Below are 23,038 nucleotides of genomic sequence, written 5' to 3' on the forward strand. Positions count from 1 at the left end.
TTATTGCCTTTCCGTACTCCCAAAAAAAGTGTAGTACTTTTTATCGTCCATCAACCTTTGCAGGTACAATCCCAATTCCATGGCATGATAATCTCCCCACATACTGGATTCACCATTGGGAATGACGCTTCCAGCGGGTATATGATCCCAGCCATTGGGTCGATGGTAAATGGAGTGCAGTATTAAACCTTGATGGTTCGGATCAGTACTTAAATAGGGGTCGCTAAAAATAGACTCCGCGGTCAAGAGACCCGCCTGAATATATTTTTCTCCCTCGTCATCTCCTTTATCCAACAAAAACTTGCCTAATCTCAACAAGCCCTGTGCACCTATGACGGCAGCCGAGCTATCAACTGGCTCAAAATCGTTGAATGGATCTGAAGGCCTATCCAAATAATCCTCCCCCAATTTATAAAGCAATGGTGCACCGGTATCCCAATAGGTAATTCCATCCGAAGCGGTTTTAGCTATAAAACAATCACAAGTAGCTTTTGCTGCCTTCAAAAATGTTTCTTCTATTTCCTTTTTACCTCCCAAAACTTCCATTTCGTCCTCCTCTATGGTCTCCAAAAACTCCAATTCCTCAGCGAAACCTAACATGGCCCAACTTAGGCCCCTTGTCCATGTACTAAAACCTGTATATCCCTGTTGAGAGTTAGGACAACGAAAATTTCCATCATTAATATTAAAAACGCATTCATGAACCGTTCTACTTTCCGTATCATAACTGTCTCTCCCTTTGCCGTAATAAACAGAGTATTTGGCTGTGGCCAAGGAATGCAATACCCCTCGATCTAGGAGACTGATTCTTTTGTCATTTTCTCCCATCAACCCATGACCGAGCTTATGGGCAACCATCAGTGATCTGACCGTTCTGACTGTATCCACAAACAAAGAATGTGGTCCGTTAAAGGAATACATAAACCCCCCTTCTTTAATAGGTGTCCATCTTTTGGCTTGCACCGCTCCAGAAACTTTAAGGGCCAATTCGTAGAAATTACGCTCCCATTCTTGCTCAGGAATTCTACCTTCATTCATTAGGCGCAGTAAATTTCCATAGGTGCTCACATTATTAAAACCATGATCGTGCACCCCAAAATGGCTTACATGGGAAGCCATCTTATCAACAGTGTGTTTACGCGCCATAGCCAAGAATTTCTCATCACCGGTGACATCATACTGCAAAATTGAACAACCGTATTGAAACCCTTGTGTCCATTCTGTCCAACCTCTCGTGGTATATTTTCCATTAACCGTAAAGACGGGAGACCCCTTTGTGGCATCATAATCGTTGTCTATCGATAAAATCTTTTGGCCCGATAATTTCCAAAAAGCCTTTAACTTATCTCTTAAGTCTTCAATCTTTCTTTTGTTGTTGATATTCATAATTATCCATTTATAGATGTAATTTTTTGCGTATTTCTCAAATTTACTTATCTATAACGGAACAAAACCATACAATTAATTCAAATAATGATACTTTTTTGACAATTGTTATATACAGCCCAAAAAATTAGACGTACATATTAATTATCTCTCAGGAGACTTTTCGGATAAAATTGTGTTAGCAGCACTAAATTTCAAGTCATATGTCTTGTAAAGTGATCTTGGAGATTTTGGGTCATCGGCTTCTTTGCCCAGGGTTTTTTGAAAGGTATTTACAACTCGCAATCATTAATTATAAAGAAAGTTGCTAAGGTAATAGCAGCACTGGCCGGCTTAAAGGATTGGGTGATACCTAACAGGGTTTTGCAATTTTAAATCAAGGTGAGCTAGTCTTAAGAGTCTGGACCTATAAATTGCAAGAATAGCAGCAAATGAGTTTATATAGGTATTTGAATTTTCAATAAGTAATTTTCTCCGGGGAAAGCCCAAGGAGCATTTTAAAGGAACACGTATTGAGCTTTTGAAGTTTACTAACGAGACAAATCTCGGGGCATTTACCCCTTTAGAACAAATAAAATTCTCCAAGAAATCTTTTCCCTTAGCTTGACAGTTAGAAAGTCCTAGCCCTTTGAAAAAATTAAATCAAAATCAATATTAACGTTATCGCCTACTATAATCTGGCCGAACATTGCCGTGGGCGGTTCCATATTAAAATCTTGCAACTTTATTTCCTTACTGCCCGTAAAAACATACTTCCCACCTACTTCTTGGAATTCCGATGCAATGTCTACTTTTTTTTCAGCTCCAGCGATATTGAGCATGCCCATAATATGAAATGAATTTTCCGCGCTTCCGTCCTTCTTTATTTCTTTGAATTTAAAGGATACTTCAGGATGTTCCTCCACCTTTAGGGCAGCATGCATTTTCTTGTCCATAGCCGCACCCCGTTCACTATTTATCCCGGCAACTTCTACCTGAAAATTCAAATTTTTAAGTACCCCAGCATCCATTTTCATAGATCCCTTCATTGAATTGGCTATCACTGTCCAATCATGAATTGTAGAACTACCATTTATTTTTAGGACACTTTCCTTGGCCAAGGTGTATGTTTCTTGTGCATAGCCAGCAAAAACGAGGAATAATAACGCTATTAGGGACAGTCTATTTTTCATCTGTTAAATTTATTGTTCTAATTACCAAGTGTTTTTATTGGGATCCACCTACTCATCCAATACGGTCTGCCAAAACTGTTTTTGTTCCTCTTTTGAAGGCTGCACCTTTGGACTCACCAATCTAAATCCAATAAAATTGGAATCGGTGTTCCACCAAAAGCTTTTTGGAATCTGTGGATCCCTCTTTTGCAATTTTAGGCTGGATGCGATTCTCGCCGAAGACCTCAGTGTCCTTGCATCATCATCCCATGACCCACCTTTGATCACTCGTGGATGGATTACCGTTGCTTTTACCCAAGGGTTCTTGGATTCGGTAAGGGCAAATGCATTTTCCTTATACTCATCCAGGGTCCACTCGGAGACATTCCCGTGCATATCGTAAAGTCCCCAGGGATTGGGCAATTTACTACCGACCTTGGCATACTGATTATTGGAGTTTTTATAATACACTGCATATTCGTCCAATTTTGTTACATCATCACCAAAGGAATAGGCGGTATTGGTCCCTGCCTTGGCGGCATATTCCCATTCCGCCTCTGTCGGCAATCTATAAAACCTGCCCGTAACGGTACTTAACCACTTACAGAATACCAGAGCGGAATAGGCGGACATACTTATTGCCGGATAACCAACCTTTCCCATTCCATAGGAAGGGTCCTCATAGGGAGGACTGGGCCTCGTAATGGCATCTATATTATTTAACCTATCGGCGTCCAAAGTCTGGAACAATTCTTTGTTTTGTTTAAAGAACAATTCAAAAACCTCCCAGCCAAGCTCATACTTGCCCATATAAAAGGCGTCCAGTTCAACATCCTTCACAGGGCCTTCATCGGCCTTTCTATCTACCTGGCCCTCTGGACTTCCCATGGTGAATTTTCCTTCGGGAATCAGCACCATTTCAAATGAAATATCCGTGACCGGAATATTTTCTGTAAATATTTCTGCGGTATGCATTTTTTTATCGGGCCCAGCTGCAACTGATTTTCCTGATTTACAGGATCCCAAGGAAATTAGCAATAAGGTAATTAGGAGAAAATTAAATACTCTGGAGGTAATTCTAAGCATTGATATAATCAGTTTAGGTTGTAACAATAAAAATAATACCACCCAACCGAATCTCCAAGACATCCCCTTTTTGACCCAACATTAGGCGAATTAACCAACAAAACTTGAATATTGAGCGGCATTTTAACAATTAAAAAAAAACAAAATTAGAGCCAAAAAGATTCCTATAACAGTACTAATAATCATAAAGCCAATACAAATATTTCAACTATAGATCCAAAAATTCCAAATTTAAAACAGGGAAGTAAAACACTAAATTTAGTTTTTCTTATTTGAAATTGTAGTGATATCTGATTGCAACCATTTTGTTGATTTTGCATATGGAAAATAGCAACTCAGATGTGATTACCTGCGGTGAACGCTGTTCGGCATTTCCATTAAACAAAAAACCACGCCATTAGGCGTGGTTTTGAGAGTGTCGTGATGGCACTAGGATTCGAACCTAGGACCGCCTGCTTAGAAGGCAGGTGCTCTATCCAGCTGAGCTATGCCACCATTCACTAAATAAGATAAAATCCGTCTTTAGCGGCTGCAAATATACAATTATCATTAATTAATGCGCAACTTAAATCGTAAAAAAAACACCTGCCCATTTCATCATAAAAAACAATGGATATTTGTACCCTGTTTGCCAAATGATTACAACTTACAGATATTACTTATCAATTCTGACCAATATATTGCTTAATCATTATCCTTTGCCTACTATAGCTACTGATCCAATTACATATTTTAATATCATATGTAGATTTTAATAATTTTTATTCATAAGTTAACATATTATTTGCTGTGGGTATTAAAAATTAAATTTTCGCTAGAAATAAAGTAATCATAATATGATTCCAAACTACCTCCGAGTTGTAGCAAACTACGTCTTACTTATTTCTTGTTTAACTCTTCAATCACAAAAACAAGTCTCCTTTCGTCAATTATCCGTTAAAGATGGCTTGTCCCAAAATTCGGCTATTTCAATAACTCAAGACCGTACTGGTTTTCTATGGATTGCAACCCAAGATGGTTTAAACAAATATGACGGAAGACACTTTGAAAAATACAAACAATATTTTACGGATATAACCAACCCAACTTATAGTAAATTAGGAAAGGTGTTCGTAGATAGCAACGATGAATTATGGACCATACCTATATCACAAATACCTCATAAATTAAACAAGAACGCCAACAATTTTGAACCCATTGCCGGATTGGAAGATGCCAGTACCATCTTTGAAGACCAACAAAAAAACCTTTGGTTCGGAAGTTATTCCACTGGGCTTTATAAGTTATCATCAGGCACCAAGAAAATAGAGCTCATATTAGGCCCCGATAAGGTGAATGGTATAAATGCGATCACTCAGGACCGCTCAGGAAATCTATGGCTTAGTTGTGAAAAAAATATTGTAAAACTAAATCCAACACAACCAGAGAATATATTTTATTATTATCCTGACGGAAATAAAAACTCCCTTTCCAACTATAGCTTTATTCTTTTTGATCATGAAAATAATCAATGGATCGGAACTTTTGGCGAAGGTGTTTGGTACAAGGAACCAAAGGACAACCACTTTAAACGCCCGGATATTTTTATTGAAGATGTAAAAAACAGCCTGAATACGATTTATGTGATCACCATGTTACTGGACACTAAAAATCACTTGTGGATAGGCACCTATGGCGATGGACTTTTTAAAATTGATATGGCACAAAGTCAATTAAACCAATACTTGCCCGAGAAACACAATCCCAAAACCATTCAGTACAAAGATATTCTCAGTATTTATGAAGACTATACGGGAACCATATGGTTCGGAACCGATGGTGCAGGCCTAAATTATTATGACCCACTCTTGGAGAAATTCAACTCCGTAATCAACTTTCAAACACCGGAGAATATTAACATAGATGTGGTAAGATCCATAACCTTGGATGAGCAAAACAATGTTTGGATAGGAACAAGTGGCAAAGGTCTGTCCAGGTTCTCGCCCAAAAAAAATGAATGGCATACCTATCAGACCGATAATAAAAAGGGGCTTAGATCCAATAGAATCATGAGCCTGCTCAGCGATAATGATGGGGATCTATGGATTGGCACTCAGGAGGGTGGATTACATATTATGGATATCAAGGACAATATAATTGAATATCCCAGTCTCAAAGATCTAGAAAATGTTACCGTTTGGTGCATACAGAAAGACACCTATGACAATACCTGGGTAGGTACCAGGGAGAGTGGTCTTTTTAAAGTAAACAAAAAAAAGGGGGTTTTAAAAAAGTATGAAAAAGACGATACCGGCAACGGACTTCCCTCCAACAATATCAGGGCAATTGCCCAGGAAGCCGGTCAATGGATATGGGTAGGTACCCAGGACGATGGCATTTGCAAGATAAACCTTAAAACCAATGTCATTAAAGTGTACAGACATGAGCCAGGAAATGCAAATTCCTTGGCCAGTAACCAAATAAAATCTCTGTACTACGATAATAAAGGAATCTTATGGATCGGCACCAATGGCAGTGGATTATGTGCTCTTGATATTGTAAATGACCAAATCTATAATTATACGGTAAAAGAAGGGCTTGCCAATGATGTGGTTTATGCCATATTACCTGACGAACAAAATAATTTATGGTTAAGTTCCAATAGGGGCATTACCAAATTTTACGTCCCCGAAAAACTGGATTCGACCCCAAAAATTGTCAATTACACCAATTATGACGGACTCGCCACAGAATTTAATACCGGCGCCTATTTTAAGGCGAGAAATGGCAACCTGTATTTTGGAGGATTGGAAGGCTATTATTGGTTTAACCCTTCGGACATTGAAATAAGCACAGTACTTCCAAAAACGGTCATCACTAAGTTTGAAGTTTTTAACACGGTAACACCCCTAATTCCCAATATGAAGCTCAACTATAAGGAAAACACTGTTGCTTTTTCATTTGCCAGTTTACAATACTCCCTTCCCATTAAAAATCAATACCAATTTAAACTTGAGGGTTACGATGCCGATTGGACCTTGTCCGGCAACGAGAATAGTGCAAGATATACCAATTTACCCCCGGGCAACTATACTTTTAAGGTTGTATCCAGTAATTATGATGGGGTCTGGAACAATAAGGAGGAATCCTATAGCTTTATTATCAATAAACCCTGGTACCTGACCAATAGTGCAATTCTAATCTACCTACTACTGTTTTTTACCACTATCTATTTAATATACAGATATTTTAATTGGAGGTGGAATATGAACATGCAATTAAAATTGGAACGCCAAGAAACCATTAGATTTAAGGAATTAAACGAATTTAAAGCAAAATTATATTCCAATATTTCCCATGAATTCAGAACCCCTTTGACCCTAATAAAAGGACCGATCAAAAAACAGCTGGAAAACGATTTAAAGCCCGATTTAAAAAAGGACCTAATGTTGGTAGATAAAAATACCAAAAGGCTTCTAGACTTAGTAAATCAAATGATGGAATTGAATAAATTGGATACCGGTTCCCTCAAACTGAATCCAGAAAAAATACATTTGGGAGGCTTTATCCTGTCCTTACTGGAACCCTTTGAATATCTAGCCAAAAACAAGAATCTTATTTTCTCCCACACTGTGGGTGCTATGTCCATGACCTTATTTGATCCGGATATTATGGAAAAGATTGTTGGCAATCTTTTGGGCAATGCCATTAAATATACTTCAGAGGGCGGCAATATAGACTTTAGGGCTGTGGTAGTGGAAACCGATCGCTTAATAATAAATGTATCCAACGATATAGACAACATTATAGAAAAAGATACCAATAAATTATTTGAAAGATTCTTTCAGGCTAGTCATACAAACGAAGGTACAGGAATTGGACTGTCCTTGGTCAAGGAATTGGTGGAACACCTTAAAGGAATCGTCCACGCTTCATACTCCAATGATCATAAAAAAATATTCTTTAATTTAGAAATTCCCGTCCATCCAATCAAAGATGAAGATATTCCTGAAGAAGTAGTTACATCAATAAGAGATACAGGAAGCATCACCAAAAAAACCAATGAAGTCCAGCCTCTAATATTGTTGGTGGAAGACAATGTATCCCTATTAAATTTTATGACTTCCCTTTTGGAGGACAAATACAAGATCATTACTTCCAAAGATGGTGTTGAAGGGGTACAAATAGCCCTCAAAAAGATTCCGGATCTTATAATCACAGATCTTATGATGCCCAAATTAAATGGCATAGAACTCTGCAACCAATTAATGAACGATGAAAAAACTTCCCATATCCCGATCATAATGCTAACCGGGAAAACCGATCCGGAAAATGAAATTGCAGGCTTCCAAAGTGGTGTAGAGGAATACATGATAAAGCCTTTTAACCCAAAGACTTTTCGAATAAGAATAGAAAACATTTTAACAACTAGAAAAAAACTGAGGGCACATTACAATAAAGAGAATGTTTTTAAGCCCAAGGACATTGCCTTTACCTCAACCGATGAGAAATTCCTACTAAAGGTTGAAGATATCCTGAATAACAATATACAGGATACTGATTTTTCCGCTGAAAAGTTCAGCCAACTTCTGGGAATGAGCCGAATGCAGTTACATAGAAAATTAATTGCCCTAACCGGTCACAGCACTACCGCATTTATACGTTTAGAAAGATTAAAGCAAGCACAGAAACTTCTAGAAATACCAGGAATAACCGTAGCGGAAGTGGCTTATACCACCGGATTTAATAATCCATCATATTTTATAAAATGCTATAAAAAAACCTTCGGAAAAACTCCTACCTCCTAAATCCAAAGGGTTATGGCTTTAAAAAGAGTTACATCTGTACTATCTTATGTTACAATTAACTCACTGTTCTTCATACATATAACTGAAATTTGATTTTACAAAAAAGAATCAAGTTTTAATCTTCTAAATATAGTATGAAATGAAAACAACAATGTTATGTGCCAGATTATCCATCTTTATATTTCTTTTTTGTTTAGGCTCTGGAATATGCCATGCCCAATTCTTGAAAAGATTAGGGAACAGAGTGGAGAATGCAGCGGAAGAAGCAGTCTTAAGAAAATCCGAGCAAAAAGTGAACCGCGAAACGGAAAAAGTTATGGACACCATTTTAGATGGTAATAAAGGTACAAAGCAGAAAAAAAATACCAAGTCCCAGAAGAAAAAAAATGAGACTGATTCCTCTGTTGATAGCGGTGAAGGGCTAACACAAAAAAAAGCAGGATCCAGTACCAATGTAACAAAACAAAATGAATTTGGGGTGTATAGTAATTTCACCTTTATACCAGGAAATAAGCTTTTGTTTTATGATGATTTTGCAGCTGATGCCAAAGGCGATTTCCCTGCAAATTGGGAAACGGGCGGCTCAGGAGAAGTTATTAATACTAATGTTTCCGAAAGCAAATGGCTCTCCCTTATTAGAAGGTCGGGATACATGCCAAGCATGGAGGACAAACTGCCTGAAAACTATACCATAGAATTTGATTTATCCAATAATGGATACGGTTCCGGAAAGCCTATTAGTAAAATACACTTTGCATTCTTAACCAAAAAGGCATATTCCATGGGTGCCGGGGGCACTTTGGCGGAGATAGAAATCCTTCTCTCCCCAAATGGTTTTAATGTAAGAAGCGTATCTAATTTTGGGGGTGAAGTGGACGTAAAAATTGGAAATGAAATTGACAGGGAAATACCTGAATATCTAAACAGTACGGTCCATATTTCCATTGCCGTAAACAAAAAAAGGTTGCGAATGTGGGTGAACGAGGAAAAAATGGTGGATTCCCCCAATTTAATACAGGCCAATATTGGTAAATATTTTATTATCCAGGCGATGGACGTACTACCGGAAAAAGGTCATTTTGTAGGCATTTCCAACTTCAAAATTGCTGAATCCACAGAAGACCTGCGGTCCTTATTACTCAAAAATGGAAAATTCAGCACAACAGGAATCTACTTTGATACTGCCGCATCTACAGTAAAGAAGGAGTCATACGGCATATTATTGGACATAGCCAATATGCTTCGTGATAACAACGACATCAACCTACAAATAATAGGACATACTGATAATCAAGGTGATGATAATTACAACCAGACACTTTCCGAGAGTAGAGCTGCATCTGTAAAGCAAATTCTAATTGAAGAGTTTGAAATAGATAAAGACCGATTGCAATTTATGGGCAAAGGAGAAACAGAAGCCGTTGCTGATAATACCACCGAAAAAGGCAGGGCCAATAATAGAAGAGTAGAGTTTATTAAAATCAATTAAAATAACCCTAATATAAATAATCATGAAAAAATCAAAGAAAAGTCAAGTTAGAATAATGTTCATCGCCAGCAGCTTGGTAGTACTATCCGGGATTGTAAGTTGCAGCAAAGATGATGGTTTAAGCCCTATTGGCTGCAACAATTGGTCGGAAAAATACCTTTCCCAGGCCGAAACATATTCCAATGCCTCTATAGCCTATAGCAATGACCCAAGCGTGTCCAATTGCAATAAATTGAAAACAGAAGGTCTGAACTATGTAAAATCCCTAGAGGGAATTTTAAGTTGTGTGCCTACCGTTAATAAATCAGAATTTAATAATGACATAAAAAATTTGAAAGCAGAGATCAACAGCACTGCTTGTGATGAATAATTTCAAAAACTAAGAAGATGGAAACAACAGATAACAAAACAGCAGTAGCAATCGAAGGTAAGAACATTGGTGTTATTGCCTACATCACCATCATTGGCCTTATTATATCCTTTGTAATGAACAATGACAAAAAGGATGCCTTTGCATCTTACCATATTAAACAATCCCTTGGCTTGGCCTGTACGGGTCTTGCCTTAGGGGCCATAGGAATGATTCCCATATTGGGGTGGATCATTAATATCCTTGGCATTTTTGTTCTCCTGTATATGTGGATCATAGGATTAATAAACGCTTTTAATGGAAAAGAAAGTCCTGTACCCTTGCTAGGAGAGAAATTTATGGAATGGTTTAAAAATATTTAAATAACTAAAGTTCATTTCCATAATTGATACCTAAAGAAATTATATAAAATAGGCAGTGATGATATCCACATCCACCCCATGACCTAAATGATTACTGGCCAATTGAAAGTTCAAAAGAATACTTTTTAGAACCAATAATTACATATCATGCAATTGCAATTTATACTACTATTGGCGGTCTTACTTTTTTCAAGGAACATGAACGGGCAAATGAATTTTTCCAACCTTGACGCCAACGGGAGTTTTCCTAAAATCGAGATCAATACGGACAACACAACCCTATTCGCCAAAATAGGAGAAAAAACCAAGCCTTGGTTACATTGGAACGAAGTACCTAAAAGCATTGAGAGTGGTAATGGCCGTTCTACTTTTAAAATGACCGTTTACAATAACGATGGTATAGCCAATAGAACTTTTGAAATATCATATACCATTCCTTATGGCCAAAACAATGCCGACCCCACGGCCTACATAAAAGCAACATACATATACAGGGACAAAAGGCCCAATAAGATATTGGAAGAACATTTTAAACTAATACAATAATCAACTATAATTATGGAAACCAATGTAATTTATTTATTGATTGCTCTATTTTTAGGCGCTTGTCAAGATAGTCCTAAAACAGAAAACAAAGAAGATGGGGACCTACCCCCTATTTCTGTAGTAGAAATGGCCAAGGTTAAGGCTAAAGAGAATATAAAAGAGCAAGAACCTAGCAATAAAGATGTTTGGAAAGCCTTAAAGAGCACCACACCATTAAGTAGCGAGCAAATTCTACCCTTTTTGCCAAAAATGATAAATGGCCACAAAATGGCAAACCAATATGCCTACCCAGGGGGCGGGCAAATGGCTACCGGGGGCTATGGCCCCGCAGACAATCAGCACAATTTTTCCATTGAAGATGGTGCCGGGTCCAAGGCCATAGTAAAAAACTTTTTCAATAGCTATATACTTAAACTACAAGGACCTGTAGAAACCGAATACATTTATTTGGAACGTGACGGTTACGAGACCATTGCCTTTTTACAGCCTAAAATCAGTAGGAACCAAATAGCTTTTATCTACAACAACAGGTTCAGGATAAGCTTGGAGGGTCCAGATAAAGCTATTGACCTCTGGTCCTATATCGACTTTGAAAACCTTAAAAAATTAGATCAATACAAATAAAAATTATGAAAAATCTACTAAAATCGGCCCTCGTTATTTTGCTTTTGGTTTCATGTAAAGAAACCCCAAAAACGTCAGACCCATCAGCATCCAAGATATTGGATGGGGCAATAAATGAAGTTATTGGAAAGAATGACGATATCAATATAAAATATGATAATCTACTCAAGGAATTAGGTACCAAGACCCCATTGACCAATGACCAACTAATAGAGGCATTCCCAAAAAAATTGAGCAATCTAAGTTTAGATCCATCAGAACAGAACAAAATAGAACCTGAAATTACCGATACCCAACTTGTTTCCGGCAGCTTTGGAGATGAAACTATTAGAATGGAAATTTTGGATGCCGCTGGGCAGAAGGCCGTTGGTGCCATAATACCCTTAAAAATGTTGCACCTCAACAAGATAACTTCAGAAAGCAACAATACCATAAGATATTCCAAAGTAGAGCGCAACGGAATTTTAACCTTTGGTACCGATCGGGATGCAGATACAAAAGCAGATTTTCAATCCGACCTTAGGTTTCTTTACGCCAATAGATTTTATGTAACCCTGGAAGGCAAGGGGATGGACACCGATGCACTTTGGAAAGCCATGGGCATTGATAATTTGGGTGGTTTTAAAAATTAAAATGAATAATACCTAAAGTTATGGAATACTTTAAATCCCTTAATCAGTTTCAAATAGCAGGCCTTGTTCTGCAATTGATACTTCTGCCATTTTTGTTTATGGCCCTTCGCCGTTGGTGGTGGGCAAAACAATCCCTCCAATGGCCGAAAGTTAATGGTGTGGTTACAAAGGGACTCGATTTCCCCCTATCCAAAATAATCGATTTTCTATATACCTATGAACTCAATGGCGCCACTTATACAGGAAAAGAGCCATTTTTTGCCAATTCGTTCAAGAAATTTTCACAAAAGAAAGCTTCAGGATTAATTGCCAAATATACTCTTGGGAAACAAGTAAATGTTTTTTACAATCCGTCAAACCCTAGGATATCCACCTTGGAGCCAGGAAGAAAAGATGGCGTAATGGGTGCCTTACTACTACTGTTCCTACTTTTTTTATTGGGAGCTGTGTCCCTCTACAACCCTTCAATAATAATAGAGATCATAGATTATTTTTCTAACCGGTAAAACACATTTATTATGAAAAAATCAGTTTTGTTTTTAGTAGCCTGTGCCTTTCAAGCTGGCATGGCCCAAACCAATCATATAGTGGATAATTATCCATTGAAAGCTATGGACCTGGTGTTGTTTTCCTTCGGAATGGACAACCCACTTACCATAGGAACTATCACAGATTCTGGAGAAATAGCTTTAAATTTCCCAAAAGATCTAAATTTTATTACTGATGAGGTAAAAGCCAATTTTATGACGGACACGGCCTTTACCTTGTTTTCCAAATGTGATAATAGTTATGATATACTCGCAGAGGATAAAAATATTAAAGCAGCTGGTGGAGGTTATATTTCCCTAAGCACAAAAGAAAATCCGTATTCCGGATTGTTGTTTATGGTTACCGATGAAAATTTGGTTCCATGGTTGGAATCTTATGGTGATATAGATGCTGTGTTGGGGTCCTATTTTGAATTGCTATATGTGGAATCCGATTTTGATTATAAAGGAGCATGTACTTCCACGGTTACTTACACAGAAAACAATCCTGTTGAAACCCAATATGCCTATGATCTGAAGTTAAAGGCCGGATTTAATTTTATTGAATACAAAATTGAAAGTGTTGCCGAACAGAAGATACCCAGCATGTACGAAGAAAATGTATTCGACAAAATAAAGAAACCAAGTAAAATAACGGTAACATCATCACAAGCGGCCATGCCCAACACCAAGTTAATTGGAAAATACTTTTAAGAAAGGGAACCAATGAAAACACTATACCATATTTTGCCAGTATTCCTTTTACTTATAGGGTTCCAGTCTTTCGCACAAACACCTGAGCAACAAAAAATGTTAGATAAGGCATTGAAAATGCGGGATAGCATTATGGAGAGCCTTAACCTTGAAGACGTACAAAAGCAGGCAGATCAGCAGCAGAAACAAGTGGAACTGGACAAAAAAGCCAATGCCAAAACAAGCCCCATCCCTACTGCCGCAAAAAGTGAAGATAAATATTGGAAAAACACCTGGGCCAGTGATAAGGACAAGAAATTTGAAAATTGGAACAAGGGAGCTGCAGATCTTGTCTTCAACTATGCATATGACTCCAGAAATGATAAAATAAATTATGTGAAAGTTGGGGCTATTAAGGTAGATGGGAGTATTGAATTGAATCCTACATACAAGATTCCCGTGTTACAACCATTGAACCACTTTAAAAACAGCAATAACTTTTTTGACATCCATAATCCGGATTCTTATGAGTATAGTAATGAAAAAGCTGGCTTTAAGCTCAACCCTTATTTATTGGTGTACCAAGACGGGCAACAGATCGGGATCTTAACGATTGGTAATTCTGCAAAAGTAACCCTCAACCTATTAACCCCGGGCGATCTATATTTTGGGGATGAGGGATATATCCTGTCTTGGGTCTATGTTGACGAAGCTTGTGCTATAAGGGCCAATGAAAATTGGAGTGGGGACTTAAGCAATTCCGGAACTCCAATAATGATGGAAACCAGTGTTGTTTATGAGCTTAAATTTAATCCTGGCTGGAATATGGTGAAAACCGAAGTAATAGGTACCTATGAATTTCCAAATGCCCCGGAAGAGGACAGATCCAGATATAAAAAGCATGAGCACACCTCTACTGCTTCCATACCAAATGATGCTACCTATTTCTTTAGATTATCGGCACAGTATTGACCGAATATCATGCGTCCATAAAAATCCATTACAATCTCTAAAATATCTAGTGGATTTATTGGCTATGGTTTTTTACTTTTCCAAAGTAAAAATAAACTTCGCACCCTTTCCAAGTTCCGATTCCACCTTGATGTCCCCCCCTAATTTTTCAACTATTTTCTTTACTGTTGCCAGTCCTATCCCATTTCCAGGGCGACCAAATTTATCGGTGGCCAATAATCTTTCGAAAATTTTAAATATCTTTTCCTGATGCTTTGCTGCTATTCCAGGTCCATTGTCTTCTACATAGAAAAGGTAATGGGTATCCAATTCCGTTACCCCTAGCTCAATTTTAACCCTCTCCTTGTCATTGTATTTAATGGCATTGGTAACCAGATTAATAAGAACCTGATGTATCGCCGTTTTATTGACTTTAATATGGGTCAATTCTGATTTTAAAACCAGATTTAAACTGTGATCAAAATTAAAAAGTCCTTCTATGTCAGTTCTCAAACTTTCCAAATCAATATTTGATTTTCCCTCACCCAATATGCTCTCGGCCTTGCTATAGTGCAGTAAACCTTCAATTAGACCAATTAGATTATCGGAGGAACTAACAATCATTTCCAACATTTGCAAACCTTCACTATCCAACGTCCCCTTATATTGGTTTTGGAAAAGTTGCGCCAAACTGGAAATATTTATCAAGGGTGATTTAAGGTCATGTGCAGCAACAACGGCAAACCTTTCCAAGGCCTCATTTTTTTCTTCCAATTTCGCTATCGCCTGCTCCAACAGTATTTTATTCCTTCTTAACTCCAATAAATTCATCACCTGATTTGAAAGGGCAGTTAAGGATCTAATCTGGCTTTGACTTAATAAATTAGGTTTATGATCTATGACGCACAAGGTTCCTAACGGAAGTCCTGCTTCAGTGACCAGTGGTACACCGGCATAGAAAATTACATGGGGATCACCTGTAACTATTGGATTGTCATGAAAGCGTTCATCCATTCTGGCATCCTGAACAATAAATACATCATTTGGCGTATTAATGGCATGTCCACAAAAAGCATACTCTTTAGGTGTTTCAGTGGCATCCAAACCATGGTGGGACTTAAACCACTGCCGCTTATCGTCTATGAGACTAATTAGGGAAATTGGGGTTCCGCATATTTCCGCAGCAATCGTAGTTAGATTGTCATAATCGGATTCTGGCAATGTATCCAAGATAGAATAGGAATCCAATTCCTTTATTCTTTCCTTTTCATTTTGGGGGACTTTGGGTTTTTTCAGGGCTTTATTATTTTAAGTATTGCTAGATCTAAAATACCATACTTTTGGCAATACCGTTTTGAGTATAGTTTATGGTAAAGGTAAGGGTTTTAAGGTTCGCTTTCAACTGCGCCTTGTCACTGTTATTGGTCCAGACAATGTCCAATTCGCTCTCAGGAGTTTCATTAATTGTCACGCTACCCATAAATGCCTTTGACATATTTCTTAACCTGATTATGGCGAGTTGATTTAATACGATATCCCTTTTAAGACCTTGCTCCACATCCTGTAGGGATAAAGTAGTTCTATTAATTTCCTTATGGCCTCCACTACCCCCTTTATCAGCGGCCTCATAATCGTTCTTTCCAGCAAAAATATCCAAATACCATACCTGGGGGATTCCCGGCATAAACATTTGGATGGCCCTTGCCAATAACAGTTTTTTTTCATCTTCGCCCAAGGCGCTAAAAAAGGTTGCATTTACCTGATAATAAGAAATCTTTTTCCCTGAAGGGTCATAGAGATTTTTAACCCTTCCTCCCCTATCCATAATTTTATTCATGATGGCCTCTATCTCTTCATCCAACAGCAAGCCTTTATTATAAACTCCGTTGACCTCCTTTCCCTTTAGATCCAATACAGGTATCCCGTCATGACAGCCCAACATGTTTACCGTTTTATAACCTTTCCCAATTATTTCTTTGACCCAGACCAACAATGCCTTGTTGGTACCATTTTCCAGGGTGTGAATGGTGAGTCCCGGCAAGAAGAAATCGTAAATATAATAGCCTTCCGCGGCCACCTCATCGTGCAGATGAAGTCCGTATTCTGCATGGATCTCCGGCAGCAACATCAAATTGTTCTTTTGGGCCATTTGTTTTATGCGCTCTAAATACTCCCAGGTACCGGGTTTATTAAAAAAGTTGGATTGACCAACCTCTTTATGCAGATAGGCAAAGGCATCCAGCCTTAGAATTCTGCAACCAAAACCTTTTACCTTTTCCAAGGTTTCCTCATAAAAATCCCAAACCAAGGGAGATTTTGCGTTGACATCCATTTGACCCAAATAGGACCGATTCCGATTTACAATTTTCAAGATTTCACTTTTAAATTGTTGGCAGTCGTGAAAATCCAGGTTGTTAAAATCTTCTCCTATTTCTATTACCCTATTTACCTTGTTACAGATTGATTCTACCTGAGCGCGTGATAACTCCTTTATATCTTCTAAATCGTTGGGGGTAATCTTATTATAACCAATATGCTGATAAAAGGTGTTCCAATAAGGCCTTTCCGAACCATCCGGGAAATACACCTTTAAAATGGGCAATCCGGATTTCCTCATAAATAGCTTATTGAGATACTCTTTCTTGGGGATTATAACCCCATCCTCCCCCATTTTACCATCGCCTTCCCAGAACTCGTTCCAGTTGATAAAAAAGTCCTTGAATTTTGAGTCGTCGCCCTGCTTCAATAAGTCTTGGAATTGTGGTGACGCCACCGATAAATGGTTTAAAACAATATCAAACTTCAAACCTATATTTAGTCTATCCAAGGCCATTAGATCATTCTCGGAGATCAATTCTTTATTTAAGTTATAATCTATAATGGAAAATCCTCTATCTAAGTCACTATTAAAGAAGGTAGGCAATACATAAAACAAGGAAAACACATCTTTAAACTCGGGCATTTCCAACATCTTTACAAGGTCGTGCAGCTTAGCGCCAATGCTATCGGGATAGGCATTTAGCATTACACCATTACCAATATTTTTGTTATGTGCTTTATTCTCTTTTGACATATTCTTTTGAGCGTTCTAAACTTTCTTTTGAGTTAATAGATTAAAATCTATAGAAGTTCGGATAATATATTGATGTTGTCTGGCAACCTACCAACATTCTGCAGTTTTATGGCTGCTAGTTGCAAGGCCACCTCCAAGCATTTTTCAACTGGTTTCTCTTTTATATAGGCAAACAAAAACCCGGACCAAAATGCATCGCCGGCACCAGTGGTATCCATTACATTATCCACTTTAATGGCAGGTAATTGAATAACCCCTTTTCCTTTTTGGGATAGTTTAACCCCTTTGCTACCAAGGGTTAAACAGACCATGTCTACCCCTTCCGAATGAAAAAAGTTAAATATCTCATCATGTGACAGAGTTTGCTCAAAAAGCCTCAGCATATCATCCTCGCTAATTTTGACCAAGGGATCAAACTTGCAATAAGCCTTAATTACCCTAAGGGCTTCTTCTTGGCTTTCCCATAATTTTTTAGCGTAATTTACGTCTATACTTAATTTACAACCCTGGTTATATGCCTCTTCCGCCTTTTTCAATATAGTTGTCCTAGCCGGGTCCATACTCAATGCAAAACAAGTGGTGTGAAATATTGTGGTATTCCCAAGAATGTCCGTGTTGATCTGATTTTCGGAAATACAATAATCCGAGGCACGATATGGAATAAAATCTGGTGTACTTTGCGATCTTGAAACAAAAATTACGCTGGTTGGGCTGTCATCAACTGTCTTTATATAGTTGGTATCTACACCTACTTCTGCGAGTCTTTTAAAAATATATTCACCAAAACCATCATCCCCTACCGTTGCTACCAAAACCGATTTTAATCCCAGTCTGGCAGAATTCATTGCAACATTGGTAGGAGAACCACCTAAATATCTATGATAATCGCGAGTTTCATTAATATTCACCCCAGGCTGTTGCCCTATAAAATCGACAAGCACTTCCCCCACACATAGAATATCTATGTTTCTCATATTATCTTTCAATTTATTATTCCTTAAATTCACTCGGTCTTTAACCCATCTCCTTCGTAAAAAAGAATAAGTGGTAGATTAGATTTATACTCATGATTGATAATCAATTAATTTGTGCCTTGGCATAATCCTTGGAAATAAACATACAAGAAATGGCTCCGAGTATAAAACACACCCCAACAAAAGCCAAAGCATTTCTTGGATCTCCCTGAAACAAGGCATCATAAAAAAATGGTACGGTAGCCATACTTATAAACTGCGGCACCACTATAAACATATTGAAAATACCCATATAGACCCCCATTCGCGCCATTGGCACGGAATACGAAAGTATTACATAAGGAACAGCCATTATGGAAGCCCAAGCTACACCAACCAGAAACATACATAGGTAAAACATGGTGGTCGTGGTAGCAATTTGCATAGAAAGAAAACCTATGGCCCCTATAACCAAGAAAACGGCATGTGTTAATCTATGGCCCAATTTTTTTCCTATCCATGGAATGGCGAAAGAAATTGTAAAACAGGCAACACTAAATATAGCCAAACTAATACCTCCATAAAATGCACCTTTTTCAAAATCAGGATGAGCCGGAGAGGCGGCCCCAAATACGTGACGTGCGATGGCCAAGGAAAGATATTGCCACATTAAAGGCAGGCCGTACCAAACAAAGAACATAACCCACCAAAGTTGTTTCATTGTTTTGGGCATGGTAACAATTGCCTCCTTCACTTCAATAAAAACCTTGGCAATACTGCCTTTATCCTTTTTAAATTCCTCCATATTTTCCGGAGGATATTCGTCCGTGGTAAAAATGGTCCACAATACAGTACCAAGCATGACCATTGCACCCAAGACAAATGAATATTTTATAAAATTGGGAATCCCGTTGGCATTCTCCAACTCTGCAATTTCACCATAGGCCCCTAGTGTAATGATTCCTAAAAATCCCAACAACCAAGGCATTATGTTTGCCGAAAATTGGCCAAGGCCAACGAAAAAACTTTGAACTGAAAATCCCAATGTTCTTTGTTCTGCTGGTAATTTATCAGCAATAAAAGCCCTAAAGGGCTCCATAGCAATGTTCATTGAGGCATCCAGAATCCATAATAAACCAGCGGCCATCCAGAGGGTTGAGGAATATGGCATAAAAATCAGGGCAACACTTGCCAAAATGGCGCCAACCAAGAAATACGGACGACGACGTCCTAATTTTGTCCATGTTTTATCGCTCATGGCTCCAATAATAGGTTGCACCAATAAACCAGTAAGAGGTCCTGCCAACCACAACCAAGGTATTTGTGCCTCATCTGCACCTAAATACCTATATATAGGACTCATGTTGGCTTGTTGTAGTCCGAATCCGAATTGAATTCCTAGAAATCCGAAATTCATATTCCAAATTTGCCAAAAACTTAACTTAGGTTTGTTTAGCATACCATATCTTTTGAAGGTTATTCCTGTTATTTAACAAGCTATTGTTACCCATGAATTTAGTCATTTTTAGTTCAGTCATAGAAAACAAAAAGTACTTCTGACCCTAAGCTTTATTCTTTATTAATATATGTTGTAGTATTTGTGAACTGATGATGATGATACGGCGGCACCAACCCTATTAAATTCAGAGCAAACCGATATGCCATTTATAAGGATTTCGCCTAATAATTTTATCTAATTGATAATAAATCTTGGTTAGTAAAAGAGTCGATACAATGTTTCCACAACATCAACTCCTTTTACATAACACTTGAAAAAACAATCAACCAACCTAAAAAAATCTATATTTTGGCGTAGGTTTCCTATCCCAAAGAAGGATATCGCCCCATATATTTATTTACTTTTTGAAAGTATGATACACCCATAAAATCCGGAATTTCCATTTTATAACAGATGTCCTTATTTGACCTTGCAATTCCAATTATTTAACGGGAATTGTGAGCTTCCTTGCTAAATTTATAATTATAAATACCATAAATTATCAAACTCCCAAACGAAAACGTTTTCGAAATCAACGAAAACGTTTTAGATTTTCATTTTTTTGTATATTTATTATTGAAAAATAAAACTACTGGATGAAACCTGTAACCTTAAAAGAAATAGCCGAACAATTAAATATATCTGTGACCACGGTTTCAAAGGCCTTGAAGGATTATCCTGATATTAGTAAAAAAACCAAGGCTCTAGTGAAAGAATTGGCTTTAACCTTGAACTATAGGCCCAACGCTTTTGCGGTAAACTTAAGGACCAAAGAATCCAAGACCGTTGGATTAATAATCCCAGAAATTGTCCACCATTTTTTTTCCAACGTTATTAAAGGAATTATCGCCCAAGCAGAAAAAAAGGGCTATCTGGTCATCATACTTCAATCCAATGAATCCTATGAAATGGAAAAAAAACAGATTCAACTCCTATTAAGTCAGCGGGTTGATGGTATCCTAATTTCATTGGCCAATGGCACTGCCGATTACAATCATTTGACTGACGTTATTGCCCAGGACAAACCATTGGTAATGTTCGATAAGATTGCCAAAATTGTGAAATGTTCCAAGGTCATCATCGATGATAGAAAAGCTGCTTATGCGGCAACACAACATTTAATAGATACAGGTTGCAAACGAATTGCTCATTTTAGAGGCGCCCTTTTACCACAAAATTCTATTGATCGGTTTCTTGGTTACAAAAAGGCCCTATTGGATAACAATATGCCCTACGATCCTTCTCTGGTTTATATATGCGAATGTGGAGATAACAGTTTTGAGGAAGGAAAAATTAATGCCCGCCAATTGTTAAAAGACCATAACGATGTTGATGGCATTTTTATAAATACCGATTTAGTGGCTATTGGGGCCATTACGGAATTTAACGAACAAGGTGTAAATATTCCAGAAGACATTTCCATAGTCGGCTTTAGTAATTGGTTTATGTCATCGGTCATTTCCCCTACCCTAACTACCATTGACCAGCCGGGATACGAGATGGGAAAAACTGCTTTTAAGCAACTTTACAAGGAAATGCAGCAAGTAAAAAATAAACAATCAATAGTTTACGAAAGCATTGTATTAAAAACGGAGTTGGTTAAAAGACAATCAACTAAGGAGGTTGTTAATTAATCTCTCTAACTCGAGTCTTAAGTTGGAATGAATATCCCATATGTTCCAAAAGCTTCTCTGACCTTGTTCTAATCCGTCCCATGTCACCCTACAATCCCTATTAATTCAGATGAATTATTCCGCAGTGCCAGCCCCCTTCATCCCCAGTCCAAAAGCCTTCCAAATTTTTTTAATGGCAATAACAGCCAATAAACAAAGAAAACCGATAACGAGACCGGCAATAAATTCGCCCAAAATAGCTGGAATGTCAATAAGCCAATGATGTAGCCATTCAAGGTTATGCACAAAAATGCCCCCGGCCACCAACACCAATGCAATGGTACCGATAACTGATAGACTTTTTATTACCCACGGCAGCGCCCCTACCAGAAACCTGCCAACATAATCCGATATACTGTGCTTCTTACCATTGAGCTCAATAAGTCTAAGACCAAAGTCGTCCATCCTAACGATCAGCGCCACTATTCCGTAAACCCCTGCCGTTGCTATAAGGGCTATAATGGAGACTACCGTTACCTGGGTCCAAATGGGTTCTTGAACTACGGTTCCTAAGGCTATGATGACTATTTCAATGGAGAGAATAAAATCGGTTATAATGGCCGACTTAATTTTTTCCTTTTCCAAAAGCAGGATTTCATTTTTAGTTAAATAGGTTTTTACTTTCTCTGCTTTTGGATGTTTGTGGGGTACTAAAAATTCGTAAATCTTCTCTGCCCCTTCATACGCCAGATAAAGTCCGCCCAATAGCAAGATTACGGTGACCGCCACAGGCAAAAAGGCACTGAGCAGAAAAGCAATGGGAAGAATGATCAACTTGTTCAGGATAGACCCTTTTGTAATGGCCCACAACACTGGAATTTCACGTGAGGATACAAAACCAGAAGCTTTTTCAGCATTTACCGCCAGATCATCCCCCAAAATGCCGGCCGTTTTCTTACCTGCAATTTTAGTCATTGCCCCTACGTCATCCATTAAACTGGCAATATCGTCCAGCAAAGCAAAAAATCCTGATGCCATATAACTACACTTCCTTTATTAATTTATATTGTTTTTTCTTCTATTATTTTCTTCACTCCCAGGCTACCGCTCCATGTCCGCAAATATATTTTATAATTCCTTTATTTACTTACTACTTACAATAATAGGTCCTTTTCCTAAAAAACAAAGGCTTAAAAAATTCCAATATTGCCCCAATACAACTTTAGCCACTAACCCAACCTCACAATTATGGACCAATATATTTGTACTAATTCCCTTTAACCGTATATTTTATTTA

General features: G+C 37.9%; 19 protein-coding genes and 1 tRNA gene. 11 read left to right on the forward strand and 9 right to left on the reverse strand.

Features of this window, described 5'->3' with window-relative positions; genetic code table 11:
* The 4 genes from MWU78_RS20515 to MWU78_RS20530 form a co-directional block, all read right to left on the reverse strand.
* On the reverse strand, positions 1 to 1,386 hold the full coding sequence (locus tag MWU78_RS20515) for a glycoside hydrolase family 88 protein (protein ID WP_247001337.1): 1,386 nt from the start codon (positions 1,384 to 1,386) through the stop codon (positions 1 to 3).
* Between the two features lie 620 nt (positions 1,387 to 2,006).
* Positions 2,007 to 2,558 carry a YceI family protein gene (locus tag MWU78_RS20520; protein ID WP_247001339.1) on the reverse strand — a complete coding sequence of 184 codons (552 nt, stop codon included), beginning with the start codon at positions 2,556 to 2,558 and terminating at the stop codon, positions 2,007 to 2,009.
* A gap of 48 nt (positions 2,559 to 2,606) precedes the next feature.
* Complete coding sequence (locus tag MWU78_RS20525) at positions 2,607 to 3,623, reverse strand: SUMF1/EgtB/PvdO family nonheme iron enzyme (RefSeq protein WP_247001341.1); 1,017 nt, start codon at positions 3,621 to 3,623, stop codon at positions 2,607 to 2,609.
* Between the two features lie 421 nt (positions 3,624 to 4,044).
* Positions 4,045 to 4,118, reverse strand: a tRNA-Arg gene (locus tag MWU78_RS20530).
* Between the two features lie 341 nt (positions 4,119 to 4,459).
* On the opposite strand from MWU78_RS20530, the gene MWU78_RS20535 reads away from it, so the two are divergent.
* The 10 genes from MWU78_RS20535 (at position 4,460) to MWU78_RS20580 (ending at position 14,625) form a co-directional block, all read left to right on the forward strand.
* Positions 4,460 to 8,410: a two-component regulator propeller domain-containing protein gene (locus tag MWU78_RS20535; protein WP_247001343.1), complete on the forward strand. Its 3,951-nt coding sequence runs from the start codon at positions 4,460 to 4,462 to the stop codon at positions 8,408 to 8,410.
* A 139-nt stretch (positions 8,411 to 8,549) separates the two neighbouring features.
* Complete coding sequence (locus tag MWU78_RS20540; RefSeq protein ID WP_247001345.1) at positions 8,550 to 9,899, forward strand: OmpA family protein; 1,350 nt, start codon at positions 8,550 to 8,552, stop codon at positions 9,897 to 9,899.
* A gap of 22 nt (positions 9,900 to 9,921) precedes the next feature.
* A complete protein-coding gene (locus tag MWU78_RS20545) occupies positions 9,922 to 10,269 on the forward strand; it encodes a hypothetical protein (protein ID WP_247001347.1) in 348 nt (115 codons plus the stop codon).
* Positions 10,270 to 10,286: 17 nt separating this feature from the next.
* Positions 10,287 to 10,631 carry a hypothetical protein gene (locus tag MWU78_RS20550; RefSeq protein ID WP_247001349.1) on the forward strand — a complete coding sequence of 115 codons (345 nt, stop codon included), beginning with the start codon at positions 10,287 to 10,289 and terminating at the stop codon, positions 10,629 to 10,631.
* Positions 10,632 to 10,778: 147 nt separating this feature from the next.
* Positions 10,779 to 11,177 (forward strand): hypothetical protein, encoded by a 399-nt coding sequence (locus MWU78_RS20555; protein ID WP_247001351.1) that lies wholly within the window; start codon positions 10,779 to 10,781, stop codon positions 11,175 to 11,177.
* A 12-nt stretch (positions 11,178 to 11,189) separates the two neighbouring features.
* Positions 11,190 to 11,801 (forward strand): hypothetical protein, encoded by a 612-nt coding sequence (locus tag MWU78_RS20560; protein WP_247001353.1) that lies wholly within the window; start codon positions 11,190 to 11,192, stop codon positions 11,799 to 11,801.
* Between the two features lie 5 nt (positions 11,802 to 11,806).
* Positions 11,807 to 12,433, forward strand: a complete 627-nt coding sequence (locus MWU78_RS20565; protein ID WP_247001355.1) for a hypothetical protein — start codon at positions 11,807 to 11,809, stop codon at positions 12,431 to 12,433.
* Between the two features lie 20 nt (positions 12,434 to 12,453).
* On the forward strand, positions 12,454 to 12,939 hold the full coding sequence (locus tag MWU78_RS20570) for a DUF3592 domain-containing protein (RefSeq protein WP_247001357.1): 486 nt from the start codon (positions 12,454 to 12,456) through the stop codon (positions 12,937 to 12,939).
* A 12-nt stretch (positions 12,940 to 12,951) separates the two neighbouring features.
* Positions 12,952 to 13,674, forward strand: a complete 723-nt coding sequence (locus MWU78_RS20575) for a hypothetical protein (RefSeq protein ID WP_247001359.1) — start codon at positions 12,952 to 12,954, stop codon at positions 13,672 to 13,674.
* A gap of 12 nt (positions 13,675 to 13,686) precedes the next feature.
* The gene (locus tag MWU78_RS20580; protein ID WP_247001361.1) at positions 13,687 to 14,625 is read left to right on the forward strand and encodes a hypothetical protein; all 939 of its coding nucleotides are present in this window, start codon (positions 13,687 to 13,689) and stop codon (positions 14,623 to 14,625) included.
* A 72-nt stretch (positions 14,626 to 14,697) separates the two neighbouring features.
* Here MWU78_RS20580 and MWU78_RS20585 read toward each other — a convergent pair whose 3' ends face one another.
* From MWU78_RS20585 to MWU78_RS20600, 4 genes are all read right to left on the reverse strand, one after another.
* Positions 14,698 to 15,852 (reverse strand): ATP-binding protein, encoded by a 1,155-nt coding sequence (locus MWU78_RS20585; RefSeq protein WP_247001363.1) that lies wholly within the window; start codon positions 15,850 to 15,852, stop codon positions 14,698 to 14,700.
* A 76-nt stretch (positions 15,853 to 15,928) separates the two neighbouring features.
* A complete protein-coding gene (locus MWU78_RS20590; RefSeq protein WP_247001364.1) occupies positions 15,929 to 17,677 on the reverse strand; it encodes a glycosidase in 1,749 nt (582 codons plus the stop codon).
* Positions 17,678 to 17,724: 47 nt separating this feature from the next.
* Positions 17,725 to 18,651, reverse strand: coding sequence for a carbohydrate kinase (locus tag MWU78_RS20595; protein WP_247001367.1), 927 nt, complete (start codon positions 18,649 to 18,651; stop codon positions 17,725 to 17,727).
* A 103-nt stretch (positions 18,652 to 18,754) separates the two neighbouring features.
* The gene (locus tag MWU78_RS20600) at positions 18,755 to 20,047 is read right to left on the reverse strand and encodes an MFS transporter (protein WP_247001369.1); all 1,293 of its coding nucleotides are present in this window, start codon (positions 20,045 to 20,047) and stop codon (positions 18,755 to 18,757) included.
* 677 nt (positions 20,048 to 20,724) lie between these two features.
* On the opposite strand from MWU78_RS20600, the gene MWU78_RS20605 reads away from it, so the two are divergent.
* Positions 20,725 to 21,762: a LacI family DNA-binding transcriptional regulator gene (locus tag MWU78_RS20605; RefSeq protein WP_247001371.1), complete on the forward strand. Its 1,038-nt coding sequence runs from the start codon at positions 20,725 to 20,727 to the stop codon at positions 21,760 to 21,762.
* Between the two features lie 114 nt (positions 21,763 to 21,876).
* On the opposite strand, the gene MWU78_RS20610 is transcribed toward MWU78_RS20605, so the two are convergent.
* Positions 21,877 to 22,779, reverse strand: coding sequence for a DUF808 domain-containing protein (locus MWU78_RS20610; RefSeq protein ID WP_247001373.1), 903 nt, complete (start codon positions 22,777 to 22,779; stop codon positions 21,877 to 21,879).
* Positions 22,780 to 23,038 lie beyond the last annotated feature (259 nt).

The organism is Arenibacter sp. F26102 (genome assembly GCF_023015865.1).
Taxonomy (GTDB): domain Bacteria; phylum Bacteroidota; class Bacteroidia; order Flavobacteriales; family Flavobacteriaceae; genus Arenibacter.

What these genes read in the sequence shown, in the direction of transcription:
- MWU78_RS20600 (WP_247001369.1), bottom strand. Translation starts at nt 20,047, where the DNA reads ATGAATTTCGGATTTCTAGGAATTCAATTCGGATTCGGACTACAACAA.
- MWU78_RS20595 (WP_247001367.1), bottom strand. Translation starts at nt 18,651, where the DNA reads ATGAGAAACATAGATATTCTATGTGTGGGGGAAGTGCTTGTCGATTTT.
- MWU78_RS20545 (WP_247001347.1), top strand. Translation starts at nt 9,922, where the DNA reads ATGAAAAAATCAAAGAAAAGTCAAGTTAGAATAATGTTCATCGCCAGC.
- MWU78_RS20580 (WP_247001361.1), top strand. Translation starts at nt 13,687, where the DNA reads ATGAAAACACTATACCATATTTTGCCAGTATTCCTTTTACTTATAGGG.
- MWU78_RS20560 (WP_247001353.1), top strand. Translation starts at nt 11,190, where the DNA reads ATGGAAACCAATGTAATTTATTTATTGATTGCTCTATTTTTAGGCGCT.
- MWU78_RS20575 (WP_247001359.1), top strand. Translation starts at nt 12,952, where the DNA reads ATGAAAAAATCAGTTTTGTTTTTAGTAGCCTGTGCCTTTCAAGCTGGC.
- MWU78_RS20535 (WP_247001343.1), top strand. Translation starts at nt 4,460, where the DNA reads ATGATTCCAAACTACCTCCGAGTTGTAGCAAACTACGTCTTACTTATT.
- MWU78_RS20555 (WP_247001351.1), top strand. Translation starts at nt 10,779, where the DNA reads ATGCAATTGCAATTTATACTACTATTGGCGGTCTTACTTTTTTCAAGG.
- MWU78_RS20525 (WP_247001341.1), bottom strand. Translation starts at nt 3,623, where the DNA reads ATGCTTAGAATTACCTCCAGAGTATTTAATTTTCTCCTAATTACCTTA.
- MWU78_RS20540 (WP_247001345.1), top strand. Translation starts at nt 8,550, where the DNA reads ATGAAAACAACAATGTTATGTGCCAGATTATCCATCTTTATATTTCTT.
- MWU78_RS20550 (WP_247001349.1), top strand. Translation starts at nt 10,287, where the DNA reads ATGGAAACAACAGATAACAAAACAGCAGTAGCAATCGAAGGTAAGAAC.
- MWU78_RS20590 (WP_247001364.1), bottom strand. Translation starts at nt 17,677, where the DNA reads ATGTCAAAAGAGAATAAAGCACATAACAAAAATATTGGTAATGGTGTA.
- MWU78_RS20515 (WP_247001337.1), bottom strand. Translation starts at nt 1,386, where the DNA reads ATGAATATCAACAACAAAAGAAAGATTGAAGACTTAAGAGATAAGTTA.
- MWU78_RS20570 (WP_247001357.1), top strand. Translation starts at nt 12,454, where the DNA reads ATGGAATACTTTAAATCCCTTAATCAGTTTCAAATAGCAGGCCTTGTT.
- MWU78_RS20605 (WP_247001371.1), top strand. Translation starts at nt 20,725, where the DNA reads ATGAAACCTGTAACCTTAAAAGAAATAGCCGAACAATTAAATATATCT.
- MWU78_RS20520 (WP_247001339.1), bottom strand. Translation starts at nt 2,558, where the DNA reads ATGAAAAATAGACTGTCCCTAATAGCGTTATTATTCCTCGTTTTTGCT.
- MWU78_RS20565 (WP_247001355.1), top strand. Translation starts at nt 11,807, where the DNA reads ATGAAAAATCTACTAAAATCGGCCCTCGTTATTTTGCTTTTGGTTTCA.
- MWU78_RS20610 (WP_247001373.1), bottom strand. Translation starts at nt 22,779, where the DNA reads ATGGCATCAGGATTTTTTGCTTTGCTGGACGATATTGCCAGTTTAATG.